The 20388-nt window shown below is 63.7% G+C and carries 18 protein-coding genes and 1 riboswitch; of the genes, 9 read left to right on the forward strand and 9 right to left on the reverse strand.

Features of this window, described 5'->3' with window-relative positions; genetic code table 11:
- Positions 1 to 28 precede the first annotated feature (28 nt).
- The gene (locus ACN50D_RS18825) at positions 29 to 1768 is read left to right on the forward strand and encodes a hypothetical protein (RefSeq protein WP_211921566.1); all 1740 of its coding nucleotides are present in this window, start codon (positions 29 to 31) and stop codon (positions 1766 to 1768) included.
- On the opposite strand, the gene ACN50D_RS18830 is transcribed toward ACN50D_RS18825, so the two are convergent.
- Positions 1715 to 2929, reverse strand: coding sequence for a glycosyltransferase family 4 protein (locus ACN50D_RS18830; RefSeq protein WP_211921564.1), 1215 nt, complete (start codon positions 2927 to 2929; stop codon positions 1715 to 1717). The two genes, ACN50D_RS18825 and ACN50D_RS18830, sit on opposite strands and share 54 nt — an antisense overlap.
- A gap of 173 nt (positions 2930 to 3102) precedes the next feature.
- Between ACN50D_RS18830 and ACN50D_RS18835 the strand changes: the two genes are divergently transcribed.
- From ACN50D_RS18835 to ACN50D_RS18855, 5 genes are all read left to right on the forward strand, one after another.
- The gene (locus tag ACN50D_RS18835; protein ID WP_003945692.1) at positions 3103 to 3873 is read left to right on the forward strand and encodes a class I SAM-dependent methyltransferase; all 771 of its coding nucleotides are present in this window, start codon (positions 3103 to 3105) and stop codon (positions 3871 to 3873) included.
- Between the two features lie 4 nt (positions 3874 to 3877).
- Positions 3878 to 4765 carry an ROK family protein gene (locus ACN50D_RS18840; RefSeq protein ID WP_211921562.1) on the forward strand — a complete coding sequence of 296 codons (888 nt, stop codon included), beginning with the start codon at positions 3878 to 3880 and terminating at the stop codon, positions 4763 to 4765.
- A 139-nt stretch (positions 4766 to 4904) separates the two neighbouring features.
- Positions 4905 to 6092 carry a phosphotransferase family protein gene (locus ACN50D_RS18845; RefSeq protein WP_007734522.1) on the forward strand — a complete coding sequence of 396 codons (1188 nt, stop codon included), beginning with the start codon at positions 4905 to 4907 and terminating at the stop codon, positions 6090 to 6092.
- A 1-nt stretch (position 6093) separates the two neighbouring features.
- Positions 6094 to 7263 (forward strand): hypothetical protein, encoded by a 1170-nt coding sequence (locus tag ACN50D_RS18850; RefSeq protein ID WP_042452600.1) that lies wholly within the window; start codon positions 6094 to 6096, stop codon positions 7261 to 7263.
- A gap of 4 nt (positions 7264 to 7267) precedes the next feature.
- The gene (locus ACN50D_RS18855; protein ID WP_003945530.1) at positions 7268 to 8713 is read left to right on the forward strand and encodes an aldehyde dehydrogenase; all 1446 of its coding nucleotides are present in this window, start codon (positions 7268 to 7270) and stop codon (positions 8711 to 8713) included.
- Positions 8714 to 9855: 1142 nt separating this feature from the next.
- On the opposite strand, the gene ACN50D_RS18860 is transcribed toward ACN50D_RS18855, so the two are convergent.
- The 5 genes from ACN50D_RS18860 to ACN50D_RS18880 all read right to left on the reverse strand — a co-directional run bounded on the left by ACN50D_RS18860 (position 9856) and on the right by ACN50D_RS18880 (position 14312).
- Positions 9856 to 10557 (reverse strand): (2Fe-2S) ferredoxin domain-containing protein, encoded by a 702-nt coding sequence (locus ACN50D_RS18860; protein WP_211921560.1) that lies wholly within the window; start codon positions 10555 to 10557, stop codon positions 9856 to 9858.
- Positions 10554 to 11615, reverse strand: a complete 1062-nt coding sequence (locus tag ACN50D_RS18865; protein ID WP_211921558.1) for an ABC transporter substrate-binding protein — start codon at positions 11613 to 11615, stop codon at positions 10554 to 10556. Before ACN50D_RS18865 ends, ACN50D_RS18860 begins: the two co-directional genes overlap by 4 nt.
- Positions 11612 to 12430, reverse strand: coding sequence for an ABC transporter ATP-binding protein (locus tag ACN50D_RS18870; RefSeq protein WP_070162149.1), 819 nt, complete (start codon positions 12428 to 12430; stop codon positions 11612 to 11614). Before ACN50D_RS18870 ends, ACN50D_RS18865 begins: the two co-directional genes overlap by 4 nt.
- Positions 12427 to 13434, reverse strand: coding sequence for a FecCD family ABC transporter permease (locus ACN50D_RS18875; RefSeq protein ID WP_075832326.1), 1008 nt, complete (start codon positions 13432 to 13434; stop codon positions 12427 to 12429). The genes ACN50D_RS18870 and ACN50D_RS18875 overlap by 4 nt, the downstream gene beginning before the upstream one ends.
- A 115-nt stretch (positions 13435 to 13549) precedes the next feature.
- Positions 13550 to 13687: riboswitch (cobalamin riboswitch) on the reverse strand.
- Positions 13688 to 13703: 16 nt separating this feature from the next.
- Positions 13704 to 14312: a TetR/AcrR family transcriptional regulator gene (locus tag ACN50D_RS18880; RefSeq protein ID WP_073511967.1), complete on the reverse strand. Its 609-nt coding sequence runs from the start codon at positions 14310 to 14312 to the stop codon at positions 13704 to 13706.
- 52 nt (positions 14313 to 14364) lie between these two features.
- On the opposite strand from ACN50D_RS18880, the gene ACN50D_RS18885 reads away from it, so the two are divergent.
- Genes ACN50D_RS18885 through ACN50D_RS18895 form a run of 3 tightly spaced genes read left to right on the forward strand, consistent with a single transcriptional unit; the run spans position 14365 to position 16592 of the window.
- Positions 14365 to 15303 carry an alpha/beta hydrolase gene (locus tag ACN50D_RS18885; RefSeq protein WP_007734503.1) on the forward strand — a complete coding sequence of 313 codons (939 nt, stop codon included), beginning with the start codon at positions 14365 to 14367 and terminating at the stop codon, positions 15301 to 15303.
- A gap of 10 nt (positions 15304 to 15313) precedes the next feature.
- Complete coding sequence (locus ACN50D_RS18890; RefSeq protein WP_070162145.1) at positions 15314 to 16261, forward strand: cation diffusion facilitator family transporter; 948 nt, start codon at positions 15314 to 15316, stop codon at positions 16259 to 16261.
- Positions 16262 to 16289: 28 nt separating this feature from the next.
- On the forward strand, positions 16290 to 16592 hold the full coding sequence (locus ACN50D_RS18895) for a hypothetical protein (RefSeq protein ID WP_063314961.1): 303 nt from the start codon (positions 16290 to 16292) through the stop codon (positions 16590 to 16592).
- Positions 16593 to 16650: 58 nt separating this feature from the next.
- Here the strand turns inward: ACN50D_RS18895 and epsC are convergent, their stop codons facing one another.
- The 3 genes from epsC to ACN50D_RS18910 all read right to left on the reverse strand — a co-directional run bounded on the left by epsC (position 16651) and on the right by ACN50D_RS18910 (position 20181).
- Entirely contained in the window at positions 16651 to 17229 is a 579-nt protein-coding gene (gene epsC / locus ACN50D_RS18900; RefSeq protein WP_003945907.1) for a serine O-acetyltransferase EpsC, read from the reverse strand.
- 5 nt (positions 17230 to 17234) lie between these two features.
- Positions 17235 to 18170, reverse strand: coding sequence for a cysteine synthase A (gene cysK, locus ACN50D_RS18905; RefSeq protein WP_003945916.1), 936 nt, complete (start codon positions 18168 to 18170; stop codon positions 17235 to 17237).
- A 181-nt stretch (positions 18171 to 18351) separates the two neighbouring features.
- Positions 18352 to 20181 carry a phosphoenolpyruvate carboxykinase (GTP) gene (locus ACN50D_RS18910; RefSeq protein WP_003945806.1) on the reverse strand — a complete coding sequence of 610 codons (1830 nt, stop codon included), beginning with the start codon at positions 20179 to 20181 and terminating at the stop codon, positions 18352 to 18354.
- Positions 20182 to 20388 lie beyond the last annotated feature (207 nt).

Raw genomic sequence — 20388 nt, forward strand, 5'->3', positions numbered from 1 at the left:
TAATGATGCACCACGTATCGTGCGCGTCATGACAGTGCAAGCCGGATACCGCCGTTACCTGCCTGCGGCGTACAGCCTGGCGCTGGCACTGTTGATCCTCGGACCGCTGCTCGGCCCCGGCTACCTCCTGCTGCGCGACGCCGTCAGCACGCCGCGCTCGTACTTGACCGACTCCGCCCTCGGACTCACCGACGCCGCAGCCCGCGCCGTTCCCCAGGACGCGCTGATCGCAGCGTTGAGCACCGTGATCGACGGCGGACTGGTGGTCAAGTTCATCCTGCTCGTGGCGCTCTGGCTCGCCGGTTGGGGTGCGGCGCGCATGGTCGCCGTCCTGCTGCCGACGGCCGGTCTCGGTCCACAACTGGTCGCGTCGACGGTGATGCTCTGGAACCCCTACGTGGCCGAGCGCCTGTTGCAAGGACATTGGAGCCTGCTGACCGGTTATGCCGCACTGCCGTGGATCGTGTGTGCCGGAATCGGAGTTCGCCGAGCCACGCCCGGGTCCTGGTGGGCGTTGGCCGCGTCACTGGCATTCGCGGGCCTGACACCTACCGGCGCTCTACTCGCTCTGACGGCCGCACTGGTGGTAGTTGCCACCCCCGGAGGCCGAACCTCGGCCATGCGGCGTGTCTGCGGCGCTATCGGGCTGTTCCTCGTCGCCGCCTCGCCGTGGTTGGTCGCCACCTTCGTATCCGGAGCAGCAGGCGACGGTTCCGATCCGGCGGGAGTCGCCGCCTTTGCCGCCCGAGCAGAACCGGGACTCGCGACGCTCGGCAGCCTCGCCGGTCTCGGCGGTATCTGGAACTCGGCAGCGGTACCGTCCACGCGCACAACACTCTTCGCATTGGTGGGAACAGTTCTTCTGCTTGTCGTGGTGTTCGCCGGTATGCCCGCTCTGTGGCGCCGACGCCGGAATCCTGTTGTCAGTGGACTCGGACTGCTGGCCCTGTTCGCGGTGCTGGGTCCGACCATGGGCGCTACCCCGTGGGGTCTCGACGCCGGCCGATGGTCGGTCGAGGTGTTCACCGGCGCCGGTCTACTGCGTGACGCGCAGAAGTGGGTCGCGCTGGCCGTCCCGTTCTACGCACTTGCTGCGGCCGCCGCGGTGATGTGGGCAGGCAATCGGTTCTCCCTCCCCCGCCCGGCATTCTCGGTCGCCGCCGTCGTGGTGACGATCGTGGCACTGCCGGATCTGGTGTGGGGTGTCGGCGGCGCGTTGAAGCCCGTGCACTACCCCGGTTCCCGGACCGTGGTGACCGAGCAACTGCGAGACGAAACCGGTGACGTTGCAGTGCTTCCCGCCGGAATGTTCCGCGCGTTCCCCTACAGCGGTGATGCGCCGGTACTCGACCCCGCACCACGCTTCCTGCCCCTCGACGTGCTGCAGACCGGCCAACTGGTGGTTGCCGGTGGTGCTGTCGGCGGTGAAGGAACCCGGGCCACCCAGGTCGAGGATGTGCTGCTTGCCGGCGGGAGTCCTACGCAGTTGGCCGATCTCGGAGTCGGATGGGTACTGATCGAGCGTGAGACACCAGGCCAGCTCGGCAACTCGGCAACCACGCTCGACGGCTTGGAACAGGTCTTTGCCGACAACGATCTCGAGCTCTACCGGGTACCGGGAGATGTTGCCGCGCACGAAGCCTCGACCGGCGCCCGAACGGCCGTCATAGTTGCGCATCTCGCCTGGATACTGATGGGCGTGATCGCGCTGATCTCAGTCGGACTGAACCAGAACCGAATTCGACTCGCGAGGCGCGGCCAGTCCTGAGACCCACCGACCGTCCTTGTGCGCGGTCAGCACCTCGAGCACTCCGGTGCCGGTCTGCTCCCAGGAGAACTCGCCCGACCACACCCGAGCTTTCTCACCGAGCACCGTGCGGAGTTCGTGGTCGCGGAGCAGGGTGCCTGCCGCCTGCGTCAGATCAGCGATGTCGCCGTCGCCGGCGTGCTCACCGCCGACCAACAGCCCGGTCACTCCGTCGACGATCGAATCGGTCAAGCCCTTGGAACTGCGGTAACCGATCGTCGGAACACCGTGCTGCGCAGCCTCGATGACCGCCAGGCCCCACCCTTCCTTCCGCGAAGGCATGAGGTGGATCCACGACTGCGCCAGCAGTTCGTGTTTACGAGCCTCGTCGACGTGGCCGTAGAACGAGACGGCGTCACCGATCCCCAACTCGGCGGCGCGATCGCGCAGGTTCTGCTCCCACCAACCACCACCGATGACGTCGAGATGGATGTCCGGAAGCGTCGGCCGCAGGGCTGCGACCGCTTCGAGTGCGTCCTCGATCTGCTTGTGCGGCACCAGCCGTGAGAGAACCGAGATGGTGGGACGCTCGGCCCTGGTGATCGATCCGCCCGCGTCGACGCCGACGGGGAGCCGATCGGCACCGTTACGCACCACGGCAATTCGTTCGCGCTCGACACCGAGGTCCACCAATTCTTCCGCTGAGGGAAGCGACACCGTCAGATACTGACTACGTCGATGGGTGCGCGGTGACAATCGCGATTCGACCCACCAGCCGATCCGGCCGACGAGCTTGCCTGCCACCGGCCACTGTTCGCGATGGCAGTGATGGACCAAAAGCGTGACCGGTGCACCCGCCACGGTCTTCGAGAAGAAAGGGATGCCGTTCTGGGTGTCGATCACCGCGTCGGGGCGAATGCCCTTGAGTGATCCGAAACCCAGACGTCCGGCGGCAATGGCGGCCAGAGCGCTGGGGTACACGCTGAAACGTCCACCGGCCCGGCTGATGGTGATGCCGTCTCGAACCTCCGACGAGGGCGCCCCGGGATACGACGCCGTCCGCAGCGTCACCTTGATACCGCGCTCGGCCAACTGGGATCCGACCTGCTCGAGGTAACGCTCGCTTCCACCGCCCTGGGGATGCCCGGTATCGCGCCAGCAGAGCAACAGAACCTCGCGCACGTGCGTTACTCCCTGAGTTGGTCGGTGGCCACCCCGGTTCGGGCGATCCTGCGGGATGCCCCGCCTGACCGGCCGGTAACCCTGCCGAACACCCTAACTGTTCGAGCGTCCGTATTGCCGCGCTCCTGACGGTGTTCGTGGACCGGGCGACCCAGTGGCTAAAGTTGCTACCCGTGACCAAGCCCGCAGTGACCCGCATTTTCGGCCGACGGGCAACCCTGAAACGCTCGTTCGGCCTGCTCAGCGACTTCCGCCACGAGCAGTCCGCGCCCGACATCTTCTACGGCGCGCTTGCGCGCGACTCCGTCGAATTGATCTCGGACCTGCACGAAGGTCACACCGGACGATCCCTCGACGGTCTCACTGTCCTCGACGTCGGCGGCGGTCCGGGCTATTTCGCGGAGGTCTTCCAGGCCGCAGGTGCCCGCTACATTCCCGTCGAACCCGATCCGTCGGAGATGCACGCAGCAGGTCTGACGGTGGGCGGCGCGGTGCGCGGATCCGGTTTGGCACTGCCGTTCCTGGACTCGTCCGTGGACATCTGCTTCTCCTCCAACGTGGCCGAACACGTCAGCGAGCCCTGGCTGATGGCCGAGGAAATGCTGCGCGTGACCAAGCCCGGCGGCTTGATGGTTCTCTCGTACACCCTGTGGTGGGGTCCGTTCGGCGGCCACGAAACCGGACCGTGGCACGCGCTGGGTGGCGAGTACGCAGCCAAGCGGTACCTACGCAAGACCGGACGCGAACCGAAGAACAGATTCGGGGTGTCGTTGTTCAAAGTCGGCGCCACGGACGGCTTACGCTGGGCCCGTGGAACCAGCCAGGGCACGTTGCTCGCCGCGATCCCGCGCTACCACCCGTCGTGGGCGTGGTGGATGGTCCGAGTCCCCGGTCTGCGGGAGTTCCTGGTGAGCAACCTCGTCGTGGTTCTCGAAAAGCGATAGCGACATGCGCCTCGCAGTCGACATCGGTGGTACCAAGATGGCTGCCGGGGTCGTGTCCGAGGACGGCCGCGTTCCCGTGTTCGACAGCGTTCCGACGCCGCAGACCGACCCGTGGGGATCCTGTGCGGCGCTGCTCGAACGAGTCGCAGACGGCCGAGAGGTCGACGGTGTCGGCATCGCGTGCGCCGGGCCGGTGGACACCGTCGCCGGCGTCGTCGCTCCCATCAACATCACCGAGTGGGCACAAGGATTCGAGCTCGTAGCGGGCGTCCGCAGCGTCTTTCCCGATGCCGGAACCGCCCTCGCAATGGACGGAGCCGCAGCGGCATTGGCGGAGTTCCACCACGGCGCCGGACGCGGAACCCCGAACCTCCTGAGCCTGGTCGTCTCGACGGGAATCGGCGGAGGAATCGTTCTCGGCGGTGAGATTGCTCGGGGTCGCACGGGGAACGCCGGTCACATCGGCCACCTCGTCGTTCCAGGATCTGCCGAACCGTGCAGCTGCGGGGGCGTCGGCTGCCTCGAGACGGTGGCAAGTGGACCGTCCGCGGTGCGATGGGCTCGTAGCCAGGGCTGGTCGGGGAACACCGGCCGTGAACTAGCCGAGGGTGCACGCAGCGGCGACGCGATCGCCGTGGACGCGCTTCACCGTGCAGGCACGGCGCTCGGTGGTGCCATCGCCTCGGCGGCTGCCCTCCTGGACATGGACCTCGCGGTGATCGGCGGCGGTTTCGCCCAGTCGGGTGCACCGCTGTGGGAACCGATGCTCGACGCGGCTGCCCGACATGCCCGTTTGTCGTTCATCGCCGGGCTCCGGATCGTTCCCGCCGAGCTGGGTGGCGCCGGAACTCTGACCGGTGCGGGCTTGCTCGCGCTCACCGCCGTTATCTGACACGCGTTCTTCCTCGATAAATCCGCAGGGAGTCCCACTAAACGGGTGCCACCTGTTCCCAATTTCTGTAACGTGTTTTAGTGTTCTGACTCACACCGTTACGGGCATTGCACGTGACGCCTACGGGAAGGAGGTGACCGTGAGCCCAGACGCTTCCTCATCTGACGTTGCCTCGACTGCTTCTTCGACCGATGAAACCGAGCATCACGCCCAGGTCGCCCGACCAAGCGATTCCCTCCGCGACACCGAAGACCTCCGTGAGCGCCTGGAACGGTGGATGGCCGGCAAGGTGCCGAGCGGATCCACTGTGACCGTCGCCGACGTCACCTTGCCCGCAGCCAACGGCATGTCCAGCGAAACCATCCTCTTCGACGCCACCTGGGACGGCGAACATCATCCCTTGGTCGCTCGGGTGGCGCCGACGGAATCGACCATGCCGGTCTTTCCTGCCTACGACCTCGAATCCCAGTTCCGCACCATGGCTCAGGTGCGCGAGCACTCGGCAGTGCCCGTACCCGCGGTGTACTGGTCAGAATCCGACCCGGACGCGTTGGGTGCGCCGTTCTTCGTGATGGAACGCATCTCCGGCGACGTGCCACCGGACGTCATGCCGTACAACTTCGGATCGTGGGTCACCGAAGCGTCACCCGAGCAGCGAAAGACCCTGCAGCGCAGCTCGGTCGACGTCCTGGCTCAGTTGCATGCCATCGACAAACCTGGTGAGCGTTTCGACTTCCTCCGACTCCCGAATTCGGGAACGACTGCACGAGAAGCATTCACGGCGCACATCGCCGAGCAGCGCGCGTACTACGAGTGGGTGGTCTCCGACGGGATCAGATCACCGCTCATCGAACGTGCCCTCGACTGGATCGAGGAGAACAATCCCGCGGACGATTCGCCGGCAGTGCTCTGTTGGGGCGACTCGCGCATCGGCAACGTCATGTACCAGGACTTCGCGCCGGTAGCCGTACTGGACTGGGAAATGGCAACTCTCGGCCCGCGGGAGATGGATCTGGGCTGGATGGCATTCCTGCACAGGTTCTTCGAGGACATCGCCGGACTGGCGAACCTACCCGGTCTTCCCGACTTCCTTCGACTGCCGGATCTCGCGCAGACCTACGCCGAGATCACCGGCCACACCCCACACGATCTGGAGTTCTACGTTACCTATGCCGCACTGCGTCAGGCGGTCATCATGTGGCGAATCCAGGCTCGCGCCATAGCTTTCGGCCAGTCACAGCGACCCGAAGACCCCGACGACATGATCATGCACCGCGCTTCGCTGGCCGCGATGCTCGACGGTACCTACTGGGAGAGGTTGGCCTGACATGCTCTCACCGATGGACGACTATCCCGTTCACCAGATCGCCGAACCGATCCGTCACGTAGCCACCTCGGATCGAAACTTCTACGACCGCTACTACTTCAACTGCTACCCCACCGAATCCCCCGACGTGTTCCTCATCGTCGGACTCGGCCAGTACCCCAACCTCGGCGTCATGGACGCCTTCGCGGTACTGCGCCGCGGTGACGACCACATCGTTGCTCGTATGTCGAAGGCTCTGGGCGCCGACCGCACCGACACCACCGTCGGGCCTTTGCGCATCGAAGTGCTCGAAGGGCTGCAGAAGCTCCGCGTCGTCCTCGAACCGGGCAGCGAATACGATCTCTCCTTCGACATCACCTTCGATGCCACCATCCCCGCGGCGCTCGAGCCCAAGCACTTTCGCCGTCAACTCGAACGAGTCACGTTCGACACCTCACGCTTCCTGCAGACCGGCACGTGGACCGGATCGCTCACCGTCGACGGGGAGGACTTCGCGATCGACCCGAAGACGTGGCGAGGTAACCGCGACCGCTCGTGGGGTGTGCGTCCGGTCGGTGAAGCCGAACCGCAAGGCAGACGCGCCGTCGACGGAATCCAGAACTTCTTCTGGATCTACGCGGTCATGCAGTTCGACGAGTTCACGATCTCGGTGATCATGCAGGAAGACGAGCAAGGCAGGCGCATCGTCGAAGAAGCCATGCGAGTGTGGCCGGACGAAGCCAGGGACAACGAATGGCTCGGCCGACCCGAACACGAACTGACGTTCTGCCCCGACACCCGCGACGTCACCGGAGCGACCATCACCTTCCACCGGCCAGGCGGTGAAGTCCTCACCGTCGCCTGCGAACTGCTGCTGGCCAACTACATCGGAATCGGCACCGGCTACGGGCTCGAACAGGACTGGCGTCACGGAATGTGGCAGGGCGAACTCGTCGTACAAGGGCTCCGCCACAAGGTCCACGAGATCGAACCGTTCCAACGCATGTTCTCCCCCGTCGACAACCTCGCGTCCTTCACGCTCACCGAAGGCACGAACACCAACACCGGCACCGGTCTTTTCGAGGTAGCCGCCATCGGACCGCACGAGAAATACGGATTCACCAGTTTCACCGACACCGCACAGGCAGACGACGCGTATGCCCTCGCGGCGACCGACAACACCGAGGAATGAATTGATGACTGACTACGACAAGCTCTACATCGGTGGAGCATGGGTGGCCCCGGCCACCGACCAGGTACTCGAAGTGTTCTCTCCCGCAACGGAGGAGCGCGTCGGCAGCTGTCCCATCGCAGCACCGGCAGACATCGACGCGGCCGTGTCCGCAGCCCGCGCGGCGTTCGAGGGACCGTGGTCACGCACCACCCCCGCCGAGCGCGGCGCGATCCTCGCCAAGGCCGCCAAGCTGATCGAAGAGCGCAGCGCGGAGATCAACCAGCTCATCTCCAACGAGATGGGCCAGCCGCCCGCCATGGTCGGCATGATGCAGCAGACCCCGTCGATGGCGACGCTGGGCTACTACGCCGAGCTGGCCGACAAGTTCGCGTGGGAAGAGAAGCGCACCGGCGCATTCGGGCAGACCAAGGTGACCCGTGAGCCCGTCGGCGTCGTCGCCGCCGTGCTGGCCTGGAACGTCCCGCTGTTCCTGGCGATCAACAAGCTGGCCCCCGCACTGCTCGCCGGCTGCACCGTACTGCTCAAGCCCGCACCCGAATCCCCTCTCTCTGTCCACGTGATCGCCGAGATCTTCACCGAGGCAGGTGTTCCCGAAGGCGTCATCTCCGTGCTCCCCGGCGGAGCCGAGACCGGCGAATATCTGGTCTCTCATGCGGGCATCGACAAGATCACGTTCACCGGATCCAGTGCCGTCGGCCGCAAGATCGGTGCCATCGCCGCACAGAACCTCAAGCGCTGCTCCCTCGAACTGGGTGGCAAGTCCGCCGCGATCATCCTCGAGGACGCCGACATCGCCGCCGGAATGCCGATGCTCGTCATGTCCGGCCTGATGAACACCGGTCAGGCCTGTGTCGCTCAGACCCGAATCCTCGCTCCCCGTTCGCGTTACGACGAGGTCATCGAGGGAATGAAGACCGCCGCAGGCTTCATGACCGTCGGCGATCCGTCCGATCCCGCAGCACAACTCGGCCCGCTGATCTCCGAGAAGCAGCGCGAGCGCGTCGAGGGCTATATCGCCAAGGGCAAGGAAGAAGGCGCGCGCGTCGTACTCGGTGGTGGACGTCCCGCCGGCCTGGACAAGGGCTGGTACGTCGAGCCGACCATCTTCGCCGACGTGGACAACTCGATGACCATCGCACGCGAGGAGATCTTCGGACCCGTTCTCTCGGTGATCCCGTACGACTCCGAGGACGAGGCCATCAAGATCGCCAACGATTCGGATTACGGCCTCGCCGGATCGGTGTGGACCACCGACATCGATCACGGACTCGAAGTTGCCGCGCAGATCCGCACGGGTACCTACGCGATCAACTGGTACGCCTTCGATCCCGGATCACCGTTCGGTGGTTACAAGAACTCCGGTATCGGTCGCGAGAACGGACCTGAGGGCCTCGAAGCCTTCTGCGAGACCAAGTCCGTACTCATGCCGCCCGGCTACGTGGGCTGACCCACCCGGGAGTTGGCACCCTTTGCTGACAGTTGGCACCCGTTCCGACCTGCCGGAACGGGTGCCAGCCCCATGAAATGGGTGCCAACTCCCAGCGAATCCACAGATCCACCCGGTACCGTCGAAAACGAATCAGTCATCTCACAAAGGACATTCATATGCTCACCAACGCCATCAACGCTTTCCTCGCACTCTGGGGCAGCGCCTCCGTCGGCAGCAGTGGATACCAGATCCCGCCGGGAACCCTTCCCTTCGGTTCCTGAGACATGAATGTTTGAAGCCCGCCGATTGGTCAATCGGCGGGCTTCAAACGTAATCGAGGCACCATTCAGGCCAGTCCACGCTCCCGACGAAGCGCATCCTCCACCTGCTCATACTCGCGACGCGCAGAATCCCGTTCCAGGATATGACTGCCGTGCGTGCAAAGCTCGGGCGCTCGAACTGCAGGGATGAATATGGAAACGGGCCACGTGAGACCAACTGCTAGAAATCCGAACATTCCTGTAAATATCGCCTCTGTCGAGAAAAAGGAGCGATACACTCCGTGTTTCCTTCTCCAGTAAGACGTCCCTATTGCCCGACCGATTACAGCATAGGAGATGAATGCAATGAATCCGACTACTACCATGTCCATTGAATATCCTCTCGACCGATTGATAACGAATATTTTTCGCCGGATTCAGGCATTCGGCAGCCAACTCTCATAGCGTTGACATCGACGTTCACCGAACCTACTGCGCTAGCCTGAGCAGCATTGACTCATCGGTGCTGCGCGCATGGGCTACCGCCTTGCCCGTGGCACCTCGTGCAATTTCCAAAGGTTCCCCACACCTTCCCCTCCCCGTTGCAGACCGAACATTTGCCGTGCTGGCAATCCCGGCACCTATTGTCGTATCCCATGGTTCACTCCTCGAATTCGCATTGGTCTGAATATTTCTACCCAATCTCGATACTCATGGCAGTCGTCTGATTGACGGACAATCGCCACAGGGTCCTGGTTGCATTCAAGAGAAATCAATTCAGGCTGACCGGGTCCGCAAGAAATATTCGACCACTTGAATCGAATTGACCGTCTCACTGATGGACAGAACCCGCTGAGCGCACTTCGCGCTCAGCGGGTTCTCTGTTTCGCCGACCTGTATCTACCGGTCCAGAACGTGATCCTCCAATTGATTCTCCTGACCTGCGACCAATGCTTCAGCGTCACCGGCGTCCACGTGCCCGAACCAGGTACCGCCGGGGTTCGCGATCACCAACGGCCCCAGGTTGCACGGGCTCAGACAACCGGTTCCGGTCACCTTTGCCGAAGTGCCTTTGGCCGCCGCGCTCATCGCCCGGTGCAACGGTCCTGCTCCGTACGCCATACAGCGAGGGCCCTTGCACACCAACAGATGCCTATCGTGCTGCTCGATCACGGACCACGCCGGACTGCGATACGACGCCGGACTCGCGGTGATCGGCTTTCCCGCCGAGTCGAGTTCGTCGATCACCTGCCCGGCCACCGCACCTTCGAGCGTTTCCGTTTCATGGAGCGTCACTTCCAGTTCGGCGTCGATCCGGGTTTCGCGCCAGTTCGCAACCGCCTTGCTGGTCCACGTGAGCAGGTACCGATCCCTCGGCACCGCAACTGGAATCAACACGACCTTGTCGACGTCATCGACATGGGCTCGATCGAGTTCCTCGTGAAGGCTCGGCGAAGCGACATCGAGGTACGCAACGCGAACGTCGGCGTCGGTGCCCGCCTGAACAGCGTCGAACATCCGTCGCGCGGCCGACTCGTCGAGGCCGCTGACGGTCGGCCGCAGTACGACAATCACCCGACGCGAGCACCGGTTGTTGCTCATGCCGACGGCGCGGTTGTCCAGTCGATCCCGCTCGACGGAGCGAGTCCGAACTCTTCGATCTTCGCGCGCAACTGTTCCGCGCCGTAGATATTGGGGAACCCGCTGGTGAACATGGCGAGCGGGAGTACGACGAAACGGTTCTGCTTGACTGCGTCGAGGTCACGCAGGCCTTCTCGGCTCTTGATCGCGTCGATCTTGCCCTGCACTTCGTCGGCACTCTTCTTGTAGTCCATGATCACGATGACGTCGGGTTCTGCCTTCGCGACGGTCTCCCAGCTCGCTTTGAACCAGGTGTTGTCGACGTCGGCGAACACGTTGGTTCCCCCGGCGACGTCGATGATTCCGTTGGGGGCTCCGTTGCCTCCGCTGGTGTACAGATCTTCTTCACCGCTGTCGTAGATCAAAACCTTCGGCTTGTCGGCGGCATCTGGCGCGGACTCCAGACGTGCCGAACGTGAATCCAATTCGGTCAATGCCTCGGCGGCGATGTCCTCGGTTCCGAACAGCTTTCCGTAATTGGTCACGTCCGCACGAAGGGCATCCCACGGACCCATCGTGCCGAGCGCGGAATCCGCTGCGGCACTCTGCCGACAACTATCGGAGATCACATATGCATCGATGTTGTTGCTCTGCAGCGATTCCGGCGTCACACCGGAGGCGCCCTTGAACAAGCCGCTGTAGGAGCCGACCACCAGGTCCGCCTGCTTACCCAGAATCGTCTCCATCGTGATCGTTCCGTCCAGGTGTGGGACGTCCGCAATTCCAGGGCCGAACATCGACTCCATGACCGCGTCGTTGTTCGTGTTCAACACGACGGCCGCGAGACGATCCAAACCGCCGACTCGAAGAATGGTGCCGATATTGGCCGCATTGCTTGTCGCAACGACGTTCTCGATCGGAAGCTGGAAAGTGCTTTCGGTCCCGCAGTTCTCCAATGTCACCGAAGTCTTGTCTGCAGCTTCGTCCACCGGTGCAGTTGCCGAGCAGCCGGCAACTGTCAACAACGCTGTCGCGGCTACAACCGCACCGAACGACGCGCGGGTCTTGACCTGTATCAAAGTGCACTCTCCGAAAATGATTGTTGTGGTTGAGAATTTCGTGATTCGAATACGAGGTGTGAACGGCCTGTCGCGGGGTTCACGAGTTCGAAAGTCTCGACGCCGAAAACAGTTGCCACCACCGAGGTGGTGAGTACGTCGGATGGATGTCCGAACGCCCTGGCCACTCCATCCGCGAGCACTAGCACCCGATCGCACACTGCCGCAGCCAAATCGAGGTCGTGCAGTGCCATGATCACCGTCCGGTCCAACGACCGGACCAGATCGAGCAGTTCGAGTTGATGCCGGATGTCGAGATGATTGGTCGGCTCGTCGAGGATGAGCACACCGGCGTCCTGCGCGAGACCTCGGGCGAGAAACACCCGCCGACGCTCACCGCCGGAAAGCGTGTCCATCGAAGAGAACCGGTGCTCGATCATTCCGACCTCGCCCAGAGCACGATCGACGACGGCATTCTCGTGCTTTCCACCGACGCTCCAGGGCTTTGCATGTGGTGTGCGGCCCAGACTCACGTACTCGTGAACCAACAAATCGGCGGGGCTCTGCTCTTCCTGCGCCACAAAGGAAATGGCTTTGGCCCTCGACCGCGCGGACATCGCGTGCACGGAGTCGCCGCCGACACGAATGTCACCGCCGGCGATCGGCCCGAGACCGGCGAGAGCACGCAAGAACGTCGACTTGCCCGAGCCGTTCGGACCAACCACGCCGACCACTGCGCCGGCGTCGGCCGCGATGTCGACGCCTTTGACGATGGTTCGACGGTCGATGCGGACAACTACTCCGGACGCGGTCAGCGCCAGGGCTCGGGCGCTCACGAACTGCCACCGAATCGGTAGCGCCGACGGCCGAGAAGCAGGAGAAACAGCGGGGCCCCGATCACCCCGGTCACCACGCTCAGCGGGATCTCGGTCGGCCGCAACGAGGTCCGCGCCACGACGTCGACCCACACCAGGAAGGACGCGCCGATCAGTGCTGCCGCCGGTAACACCACTCGATGTCTGGCTCCGACGAGCATGCGTGTGACGTGCGGTATGACCAAGCCTACGAAGGCAATCGCGCCGGACACTGCAACCATCGTGCCGACCAACGCTGCCAGCACGCCGAACAGCACGTTTCGCAGGGTTCGGACGGGAATACCGAGCGAAGCCGCGACGTCCGGTCCGGCCGCCAGCGCATCCAGCCAACCGTGCAGGGCGAACACCGCTGCCGTCAGCAGGAACACAACGATGACCGGCGCCCACAACTTGTCCCAGGATGCCCCGGCCAAACTTCCCAGGAGCCAGAACAATACGGACTGCGCGGCCTGGGAATCATTGGTACGCAGCACCAGAAAACTCGCGATCGCCGACAGGGCGGATGCGGTAACGGTGCCGGTCAGAACCAATCGCAGTGGAGTGATACCGCCTTGCAGCGTCGCGATGGTGAAGACGAGAATCGCAGCTCCCAACGCCCCGATCATCGCGCCGAAACTGAGCGCCCACACTCCCGCGCCGGCGAACAGTCCGGTGGTGATGACGGCGGTGGCACCGACACTCGCGCCGGACGACACTCCCAGCAGGTGGGGATCGGCAAGAGCGTTACGGACGAGGGTTTGCACCACCGCGCCGGCGACGGCAAGACCAGCGCCGACGGCCAGACCGAGCAGTACCCGAGGTGCTCTGATCCCCCACACGATCGCAAGTTCGGAACGCGTGACGGGTGGGCCTCCGAAGCGCGAGTGCACCACGTCCACCACAGTGGACACGGGGAGCATCTCGGATCCGAATGCCAACGCGCACACAGCAGAGAGCACGGCGACGACCAGCAGAGCGGGCAGCACGATACCCGGACTGAGCCGTCCTCGCGGCGCACCAGCCTTCGGCGAAAGCAGGTGGGTAGGTGGAGACAGAGCTCCGCCAACAGCATTCATGGTGTGACCGATCCATCCTCGTGGCATGACACAACGTCAACGAGGGTGGTATCTGGCTACGGTCGACGCAGGGACGACCTCACAGTGGCGGGACCGCGCCGGAATTGCACCGACTTCCCATTACCTCGATGATGACGTCAGAACCATAACGGACTGTGGTCACCATTCCGCACACCGGATCAAGATTGCGACCCGATCATCGATCTCGCGTGCCGTACGACGGCTTCCGTTCGCACTCGAAGTTCTTCGGGTGAATCCGATTCCAGCACAACCCGATGCACCTGGCTGTCCACGGCAGTCACAGTCAGCCGCGACGTCAGCAACGCATCGTCCGCACTGAAACCGCGGCTCTGCAAGTACTCCGAAAAACCCAGTACCAGTTGCCGATTCATTTTTTCGACCTGCTCGATGAGCTCGCGCGTACGCGGAACCTGATCGTAGAGCAGGTGAAAGAACTCTCGTGGCTTACTGTTCACTTCGACCGCGCACTCCACCAACATCCGGACGGCCTCGTCCGGGGTGAGCTCACGCTCGACGATGTCGGCATGGCAGAGCGCAAAACTCTCCCGCGCAGCACTCACGTGACGGTTCGCCAACTCCGAGAGGATCTCGTACTTGTCGCCGAAATACTGGTAGAGCGAGCCCACCGACACCCCTGCTTCGTCAGCGATCCGGTTGGTGGTCGCTGCCATGGCTTCCGAAGCGAAAACGCGAGTAGCTGCCTCCAGGATCGCGTCGTAGGTAGCCCTCGAGCGCTGCTGGGAGGGCCTTTTCCGCCGAGTCGACACGGTCCTCCGATGCGAGTTGTCAGCCGCGACGCCGATACCGAGAATTGTGTAGGTGACCAGCGCCGATTACTCGAAGTTTATGCCCGACCGGTACACCGACCACATGCCGGCGCCGACCCCGACGTGGTGGGAGTGGAACGGCAACACCGTCCACGTCGCACGGGCCGTGGTTCCAGACGCGCCGGTTCGTGTTCTCGGCATCCACGGCGCCGGCGGCTACTCGGGCGCGTTGTGGCCGTTCGCCGGGATCGGCGTGAAACTCGGAGCCGAAGTCCTCTTCCCTGACCTTCCGCTGTACGGCGACACCGTCGTAGCCGATCCCGCCGGCGTCCGGTACGAGCAGTGGGTCGATCTCCTCTGCGATCTCGTCCGGGCCGAGAAGGCAGCCGACGATCGGCCGCTGGTGTTGTTGGGAGCCAGCATCGGCGGTCTGCTGGCCTACGAGGTAGCCGCGCGGACCGGTCTGGCCGACGCCGTCGTCGCTACCTGCCTGCTCGATCCCTCGGATCCATCGGCCAGAGCTGCCGCGGCGCGGTTCGGCCCGATGGGTGTCTACGGCGCTCCCCTGATGCGGCGCACCGAACGACTGGTGGGCCGTATCCGCGTGCCCATCCGTTGGGTCGCCGACGTGGCGAACATGAGCAGCAATCGGGAGCTCGCAACGCTGTGCGCAACCGATCCGCGCGGTGGCGGTGTTCGGGTGCCACTCGGATTCCTCAGCAGCTACTTCTCGTTCGAGCACACCGCACCCGAAGCATTTCGGACGACGCCCGTTCTGCTCACCCACCCGGCCGACGACCGATGGACGCCACCCGAACTGAGCCTGCAGTTCCTCCGCCGCATCAACGCACCCACCGAATTCGTGATGCTGGACGGGTGCGGGCACTTTCCCGTCGAAGAGCCGGGCCTGACGCAGTTCCACGACGCCGTCGCCACACTGCTGCACTCCGTCGCCGAGCGTCACCGCACGAAACCGTCGTCACCCGCCTAGCCTGAGAATCGTGAGCACCGAAACGGAAGCATCGGCCGACGAGAGCACCACGACAGTCGTACTGGCGTTTGCGGCGAACGCGCTGATCGCCGGTGCCAAGACGGCGGCCGCCATCGTCACCGGATCTGCATCGATGGTCGCAGAGGCCACCCACTCCTGGGCCGATACCGGCAACGAAGTGCTGCTGCTGATCGCGAACCGCCGCTCGAAAAGGGTTCCCGACCGAGACCAGCCACTCGGCTACGGCCGGGAGGCCTACATCTGGTCGATGTTCGCCGCCCTCGGACTGTTTGCACTCGGCGCGGGTGTCTCGATCACCCATGGCATCCAGGAACTGTTCCATTCCGAACCGGCGTCCGACTTCGGTGTCGCCTACGCCGTCCTCGGCGTCTCGTTCATCCTCGAAGGCATCTCGTTCCGGCAGGCGTACAAACAACTCCGACACGAAGCGTCCGCCGTGAACCGCGACGTCATGACCCAGGCACTCAACACATCCGACCCGACGACTCGGGCCGTGTTCGCCGAAGATGCTGCGGCACTTATCGGTTTGGTCATCGCGTTCGTCGGTGTTCTGTTGCACCAGGTCACCGGTTCGCCGATCCCCGACGCCCTCGGCTCCATCTTCGTCGGCATTCTCCTCGGGGTCATCGCAATAATTCTGATAGATCGGAACCGCCGCTTCCTGGTCGGCGAAGAGGCCTCACCGACGCTGCGGGCAGCAGCCGTCGAAGCTCTCACCCAACTGCCCGAGATCAACCGAATCACGTTCCTGCGTATGGAATACCTCGGGCCGCGACAGGTCTACCTGGTGGCCAGCGTCGACCTGGTCGGTGACTACGCGGAATCCCGTGTGGCCCACACGTTGCGCGAACTCGAGCGCTCACTCGAGCAGAGCCCACGTGTCGTGCGGGCGATCCTGACCCTCTCGACCCCCGAAGAACCGTCGATCACAGTCTGAACTTCCGGCCGGGCGATAGGCTCGGGCGATGCGCACACTGATCGTGATTCTGGCGGTTCTGGGATTTGTAGTCGGGGGAATTCCCCTGGTGGGCAGTCTGATCGACGTGATGACCAGCCCTGACGAGACCATCGTCTATCAGGGTTCCTACGTACCGTTCCGGGACGTGCAGATGGCTCGGGACTACGAGTCGACAATAGCCACCGCCTACGAACCCTTAGACGGACCGCGCTGGCTCGTCCTGGCCTGCTATCCCTTGATCGGAGCAGCATTGGGCGCTGCGACGGCCGTCGTACTGGGACGTCGCGGGTGGCACCTGACGCGAGCCTGAACAGACGCCGACGGCCACCCGCCGTCTACACGAGGGTGGCCATCGAAGAAGGAGTGCTTCAGATGTACATCGCCGGATCGATGTAGCTGTTCGGGTCCACCAGTTTTTCCTTGGTGGTCCGTGGCCGCGCCACCGCCGGGATACCCGTCGCGATGGATTCGGCCGGAACATCTCTGGTGACAACGGCATTGGCGCCGATAGCGCTACCTTCACCGATGACGACAGGTCCGAGGATCTTGGCACCAGCGCCGACGGTTACCCGATCACCCAGCGTCGGGTGACGTTTGACCTGTTCGAGCGAGCGACCACCGAGAGTGACGCCGTGATAGAGCATCACGTCGTTACCGACCTCGGCCGTCTCCCCGATCACGACGCCCATGCCGTGGTCGATGAAGAACCGTCGACCGATGGTGGCACCGGGATGAATCTCGATGCCGGTGACGAAGCGTGTCAGCTGCGAGAGCACTCGCGCCGGGCCGCGTAGCGCAGGGACGGCCCACATGCGATGTGCAACCCGATGCGCCCAAATAGCATGCAGCCCTGAATAAACGAGCGCGTTCTCCACATTGCTGCGCGCGGCAGGATCCTGACCGCGCGCAGCCTGCAGGTCCTCGCGAATTGTCCCGAGGATACTCACAAGTCTCAGTCCCGGATGTGTTCGAACAGCGGGGTGGAGATGTAACGCTCGCCGAAGTCACACACGACAGCCACGATCAGCTTGCCGGCGTTTTCCGGACGCTTCGCCAACTCGAGTGCTGCCCAGACGATGGCGCCGGACGAGATGCCGCCCAGGATGCCTTCTTTGGTGCCGAGTGCGCGAGCGACCTCGATGGAATCGGGGAACGAGACGTCGATGATCTCGTCGTAGATCTCGCGATCGAGGACGTCGGGCACGAAGTTCGCGCCGATTCCCTGGATCTTGTGGGGGCCGGGCTGGCCACCGTTGAGGATCGGCGAGTCGATGGGCTCGACGCCCACGATCTTGACCTCGGGCTTGTACTTGCGAAGGGTGCGTCCGACGCCGGTGATAGTGCCGCCGGTGCCGATGCCGGACACGAAGATGTCGACGGCGCCGTCGGTGTCGGCCCAGACCTCTTCGCCCGTCGTTGCCTCGTGGATGGCCGGGTTGGCCGGGTTCGCGAACTGGCTGGCCGAGACAGCGTTCTCGGTCTGCTCGACGATTTCCTTGGCCTTGGCGACCGCACCGGCCATGCCCTCGGATCCCGGGGTCAGCACGATCTCGGCGCCGTAAGCACGCAGCATCACGCGACGCTCGGTGGACATGGTCTCGGGCATGGTCAGGATGACCTTGTAGCCGCGAGCAGCACCGACCATGGCGAGTGCGATACCCGTGTTACCGCTGGTTCCCTCGACGATGGTGCCACCGGGCTTGAGTGCACCGGACTTCTCGGCGGCGTCGATGATCGCCACGCCGATCCGGTCCTTGACGCTGTTGGCCGGGTTGTAGAACTCGAGCTTGACGGCGACCTGTGCGTCCAGGCCCTCGGTCAGACGGTTGAGCCGCACGATCGGGGTGCGCCCGACCAATTCGGTCACGTTGTTGTAGATCCCGCTCATATCTGGTCCTCCTGAGGATCGAGTGTGTCGACCCGCTCGCTGATCACTGCTTTACGGCTGAACTGCATAACGGCTGAACTGCTTAACGGCTACAGGCAAGGGCATACAGACGACCGATGCCGCATCGGTTCATCAAATTGAACCAATGCGGCATCAGGCCACTACATACGGGGGCGGTTTATCAGGCCAACCGCTGCTTCAGAGCTTCGAACTCGTCGCGAATGCCGGTCGGCAGCTTCTCGCCGACGAAGTCGAACCACTCTTCGATGAGCGGGATCTCGGCCTTCCACTCGTCGATGTTGACCGCGAGAGCCTCGGTGATGTCGGCGTCCGACACGTCCAGGCCTTCGATGTCGAGTGCCGATCCGGTGGGAACGACGCCGATCGGGGTGTCGATACCGGCAGCCTTGTGCTCGATACGCTCGACGATCCACTTCAGGACGCGAGAGTTCTCGCCGAAGCCTGGCCACAGGAAGCGTCCGTCGTCGCCGCGGCGGAACCAGTTGACGTAGAAGACCTTGGGGAGCTTGGACGCGTCCGCGGACTTGCCGAGGTCGATCCAGTGCTGGAAGTAGTCACCGACGTTGTAGCCGAGGAACGGCAGCATTGCCATCGGATCGCGGCGAACCGTACCGACCTGGCCTTCGGCTGCTGCGGTCTGCTCGGAGCCGACCGTTGCACCCATGAAGACGCCGTGCTGCCAGTCGCGAGCCTCGGTGACCAGCGGAACCGTCGTCTTGCGGCGGCCGCCGAACAGGATTGCCGAGATCGGCACGCCCTTCGGGTCGTCCCACTCGGGAGCCATGATCGGGCACTGCGACATCGGGGTGCAGTAACGCGAGTTGGGATGAGCCGCATGGGTGCCCGACTCGGGCGTCCACTCGTTGCCCTTCCAGTCGATCAGGTGCTGCGGGTCGCCTTCGAGGCCTTCCCACCAGACGTCACCGTCGTCCGTCAGAGCGACGTTGGTGAAGACCGTGTTGCCCTGGTCGATGGTGCGCATGGCGTTGGGGTTCGACGACCAGTTGGTGCCGGGAGCCACGCCGAAGAAACCGAATTCCGGGTTGACGGCGTACAGCTGTCCGTCCTCACCGAAACGCATCCAGGCGATGTCGTCACCGAGGGTCTCGGCGCGCCACCCGGGGATGGTCGGCTGGATCATCGCGAGGTTGGTCTTGCCACAAGCGGAGGGGAATGCCGCCGCGATGTAGTAGGCCTTGTCCTCGGGCGAGATGAGCTTGAGGATGAGCATGTGCTCGGCCAGCCAGCCCTCGTCGTGCGCCATTGCCGAGGCGATACGCAGCGAGTAGCACTTCTTGCCCAGGAGAGCGTTTCCGCCGTAGCCGGAACCGAAGCTCCAGATCTCACGATCCTCGGGGAAGTGGGTGATGTACTTGGTGTCGTTGCACGGCCACGCGACGTCTTCCTGGCCTTCGGCCAGCGGAGCGCCCAGCGAGTGCAGCGCCTTGACGAAGAACCCGTCGGTGCCGAGCTTGTCGAGAACCTTGCTGCCCATGCGGGTCATGACGCGCATGGAGACGACGACGTACTCGGAATCGGTGAGCTCGACGCCCAGCTTCGGGTCCTCGGCGTCGAGGGGGCCCATGCAGAACGGCACGACGTACATGGTGCGTCCACGCATGCAACCGCGGTACAGGTCACCCATGAGGGTGCGCATCTCCGCCGGGTCCATCCAGTTGTTGGTGGGACCTGCGTCGATTTCTTCCTTCGAGCAGATGTACGTACGCGATTCGACTCGCGCGACATCGGACGGATCGGAGTTGCCGAGGAAAGAGTTCGGCTTCTTCTCGTCGTTGAGGCGGGTGAAGGTTCCTGCCTCGACCAACTTCGTTGTCAGTCGGTCCCATTCTTCGTCCGAGCCGTCTGCGAAGACGACGCGATCAGGCTGGGTGAGTTCGGCAACCTCTTGCACCCATGCAAGCAGTTCCTTGTGCTGCGTGGGGGGCGTGCCGTCAGTTCCATTGAGACCGGGAATGGTCGCTGAGGTCATCAAACTCTCCTGGGGTGAGCCGGAACCGGGTTCTCGTGACACCGGATGCGAACTGCAGCGCCCCGATACCAGTCGATCCCGGTGTCCCCCTCTCGACGGGGTCCAGCCGCGTCATCCACTCACGTGGATTTCACGGACGCCGGGTGTCCTATGTATTGAGGTTAACGCTGGCTGTTCACCTGCAGGTAATCGGGTGCGGTCAGAAAT

Origin of the sequence: Rhodococcus sp. SB1D (genome assembly GCF_048573875.1) — a bacterium.
Lineage (GTDB): Bacteria > Actinomycetota > Actinomycetes > Mycobacteriales > Mycobacteriaceae > Rhodococcus_F > Rhodococcus_F qingshengii.

What these genes read in the sequence shown, in the direction of transcription:
- ACN50D_RS18850 (WP_042452600.1), top strand. Translation starts at nt 6,094, where the DNA reads ATGCTCTCACCGATGGACGACTATCCCGTTCACCAGATCGCCGAACCG.
- ACN50D_RS18825 (WP_211921566.1), top strand. Translation starts at nt 29, where the DNA reads ATGACAGTGCAAGCCGGATACCGCCGTTACCTGCCTGCGGCGTACAGC.
- ACN50D_RS18910 (WP_003945806.1), bottom strand. Translation starts at nt 20,181, where the DNA reads ATGACCTCAGCGACCATTCCCGGTCTCAATGGAACTGACGGCACGCCC.
- cysK (WP_003945916.1), bottom strand. Translation starts at nt 18,170, where the DNA reads ATGAGCGGGATCTACAACAACGTGACCGAATTGGTCGGGCGCACCCCG.
- ACN50D_RS18855 (WP_003945530.1), top strand. Translation starts at nt 7,268, where the DNA reads ATGACTGACTACGACAAGCTCTACATCGGTGGAGCATGGGTGGCCCCG.
- ACN50D_RS18895 (WP_063314961.1), top strand. Translation starts at nt 16,290, where the DNA reads ATGCGCACACTGATCGTGATTCTGGCGGTTCTGGGATTTGTAGTCGGG.
- ACN50D_RS18840 (WP_211921562.1), top strand. Translation starts at nt 3,878, where the DNA reads ATGCGCCTCGCAGTCGACATCGGTGGTACCAAGATGGCTGCCGGGGTC.
- ACN50D_RS18860 (WP_211921560.1), bottom strand. Translation starts at nt 10,557, where the DNA reads ATGAGCAACAACCGGTGCTCGCGTCGGGTGATTGTCGTACTGCGGCCG.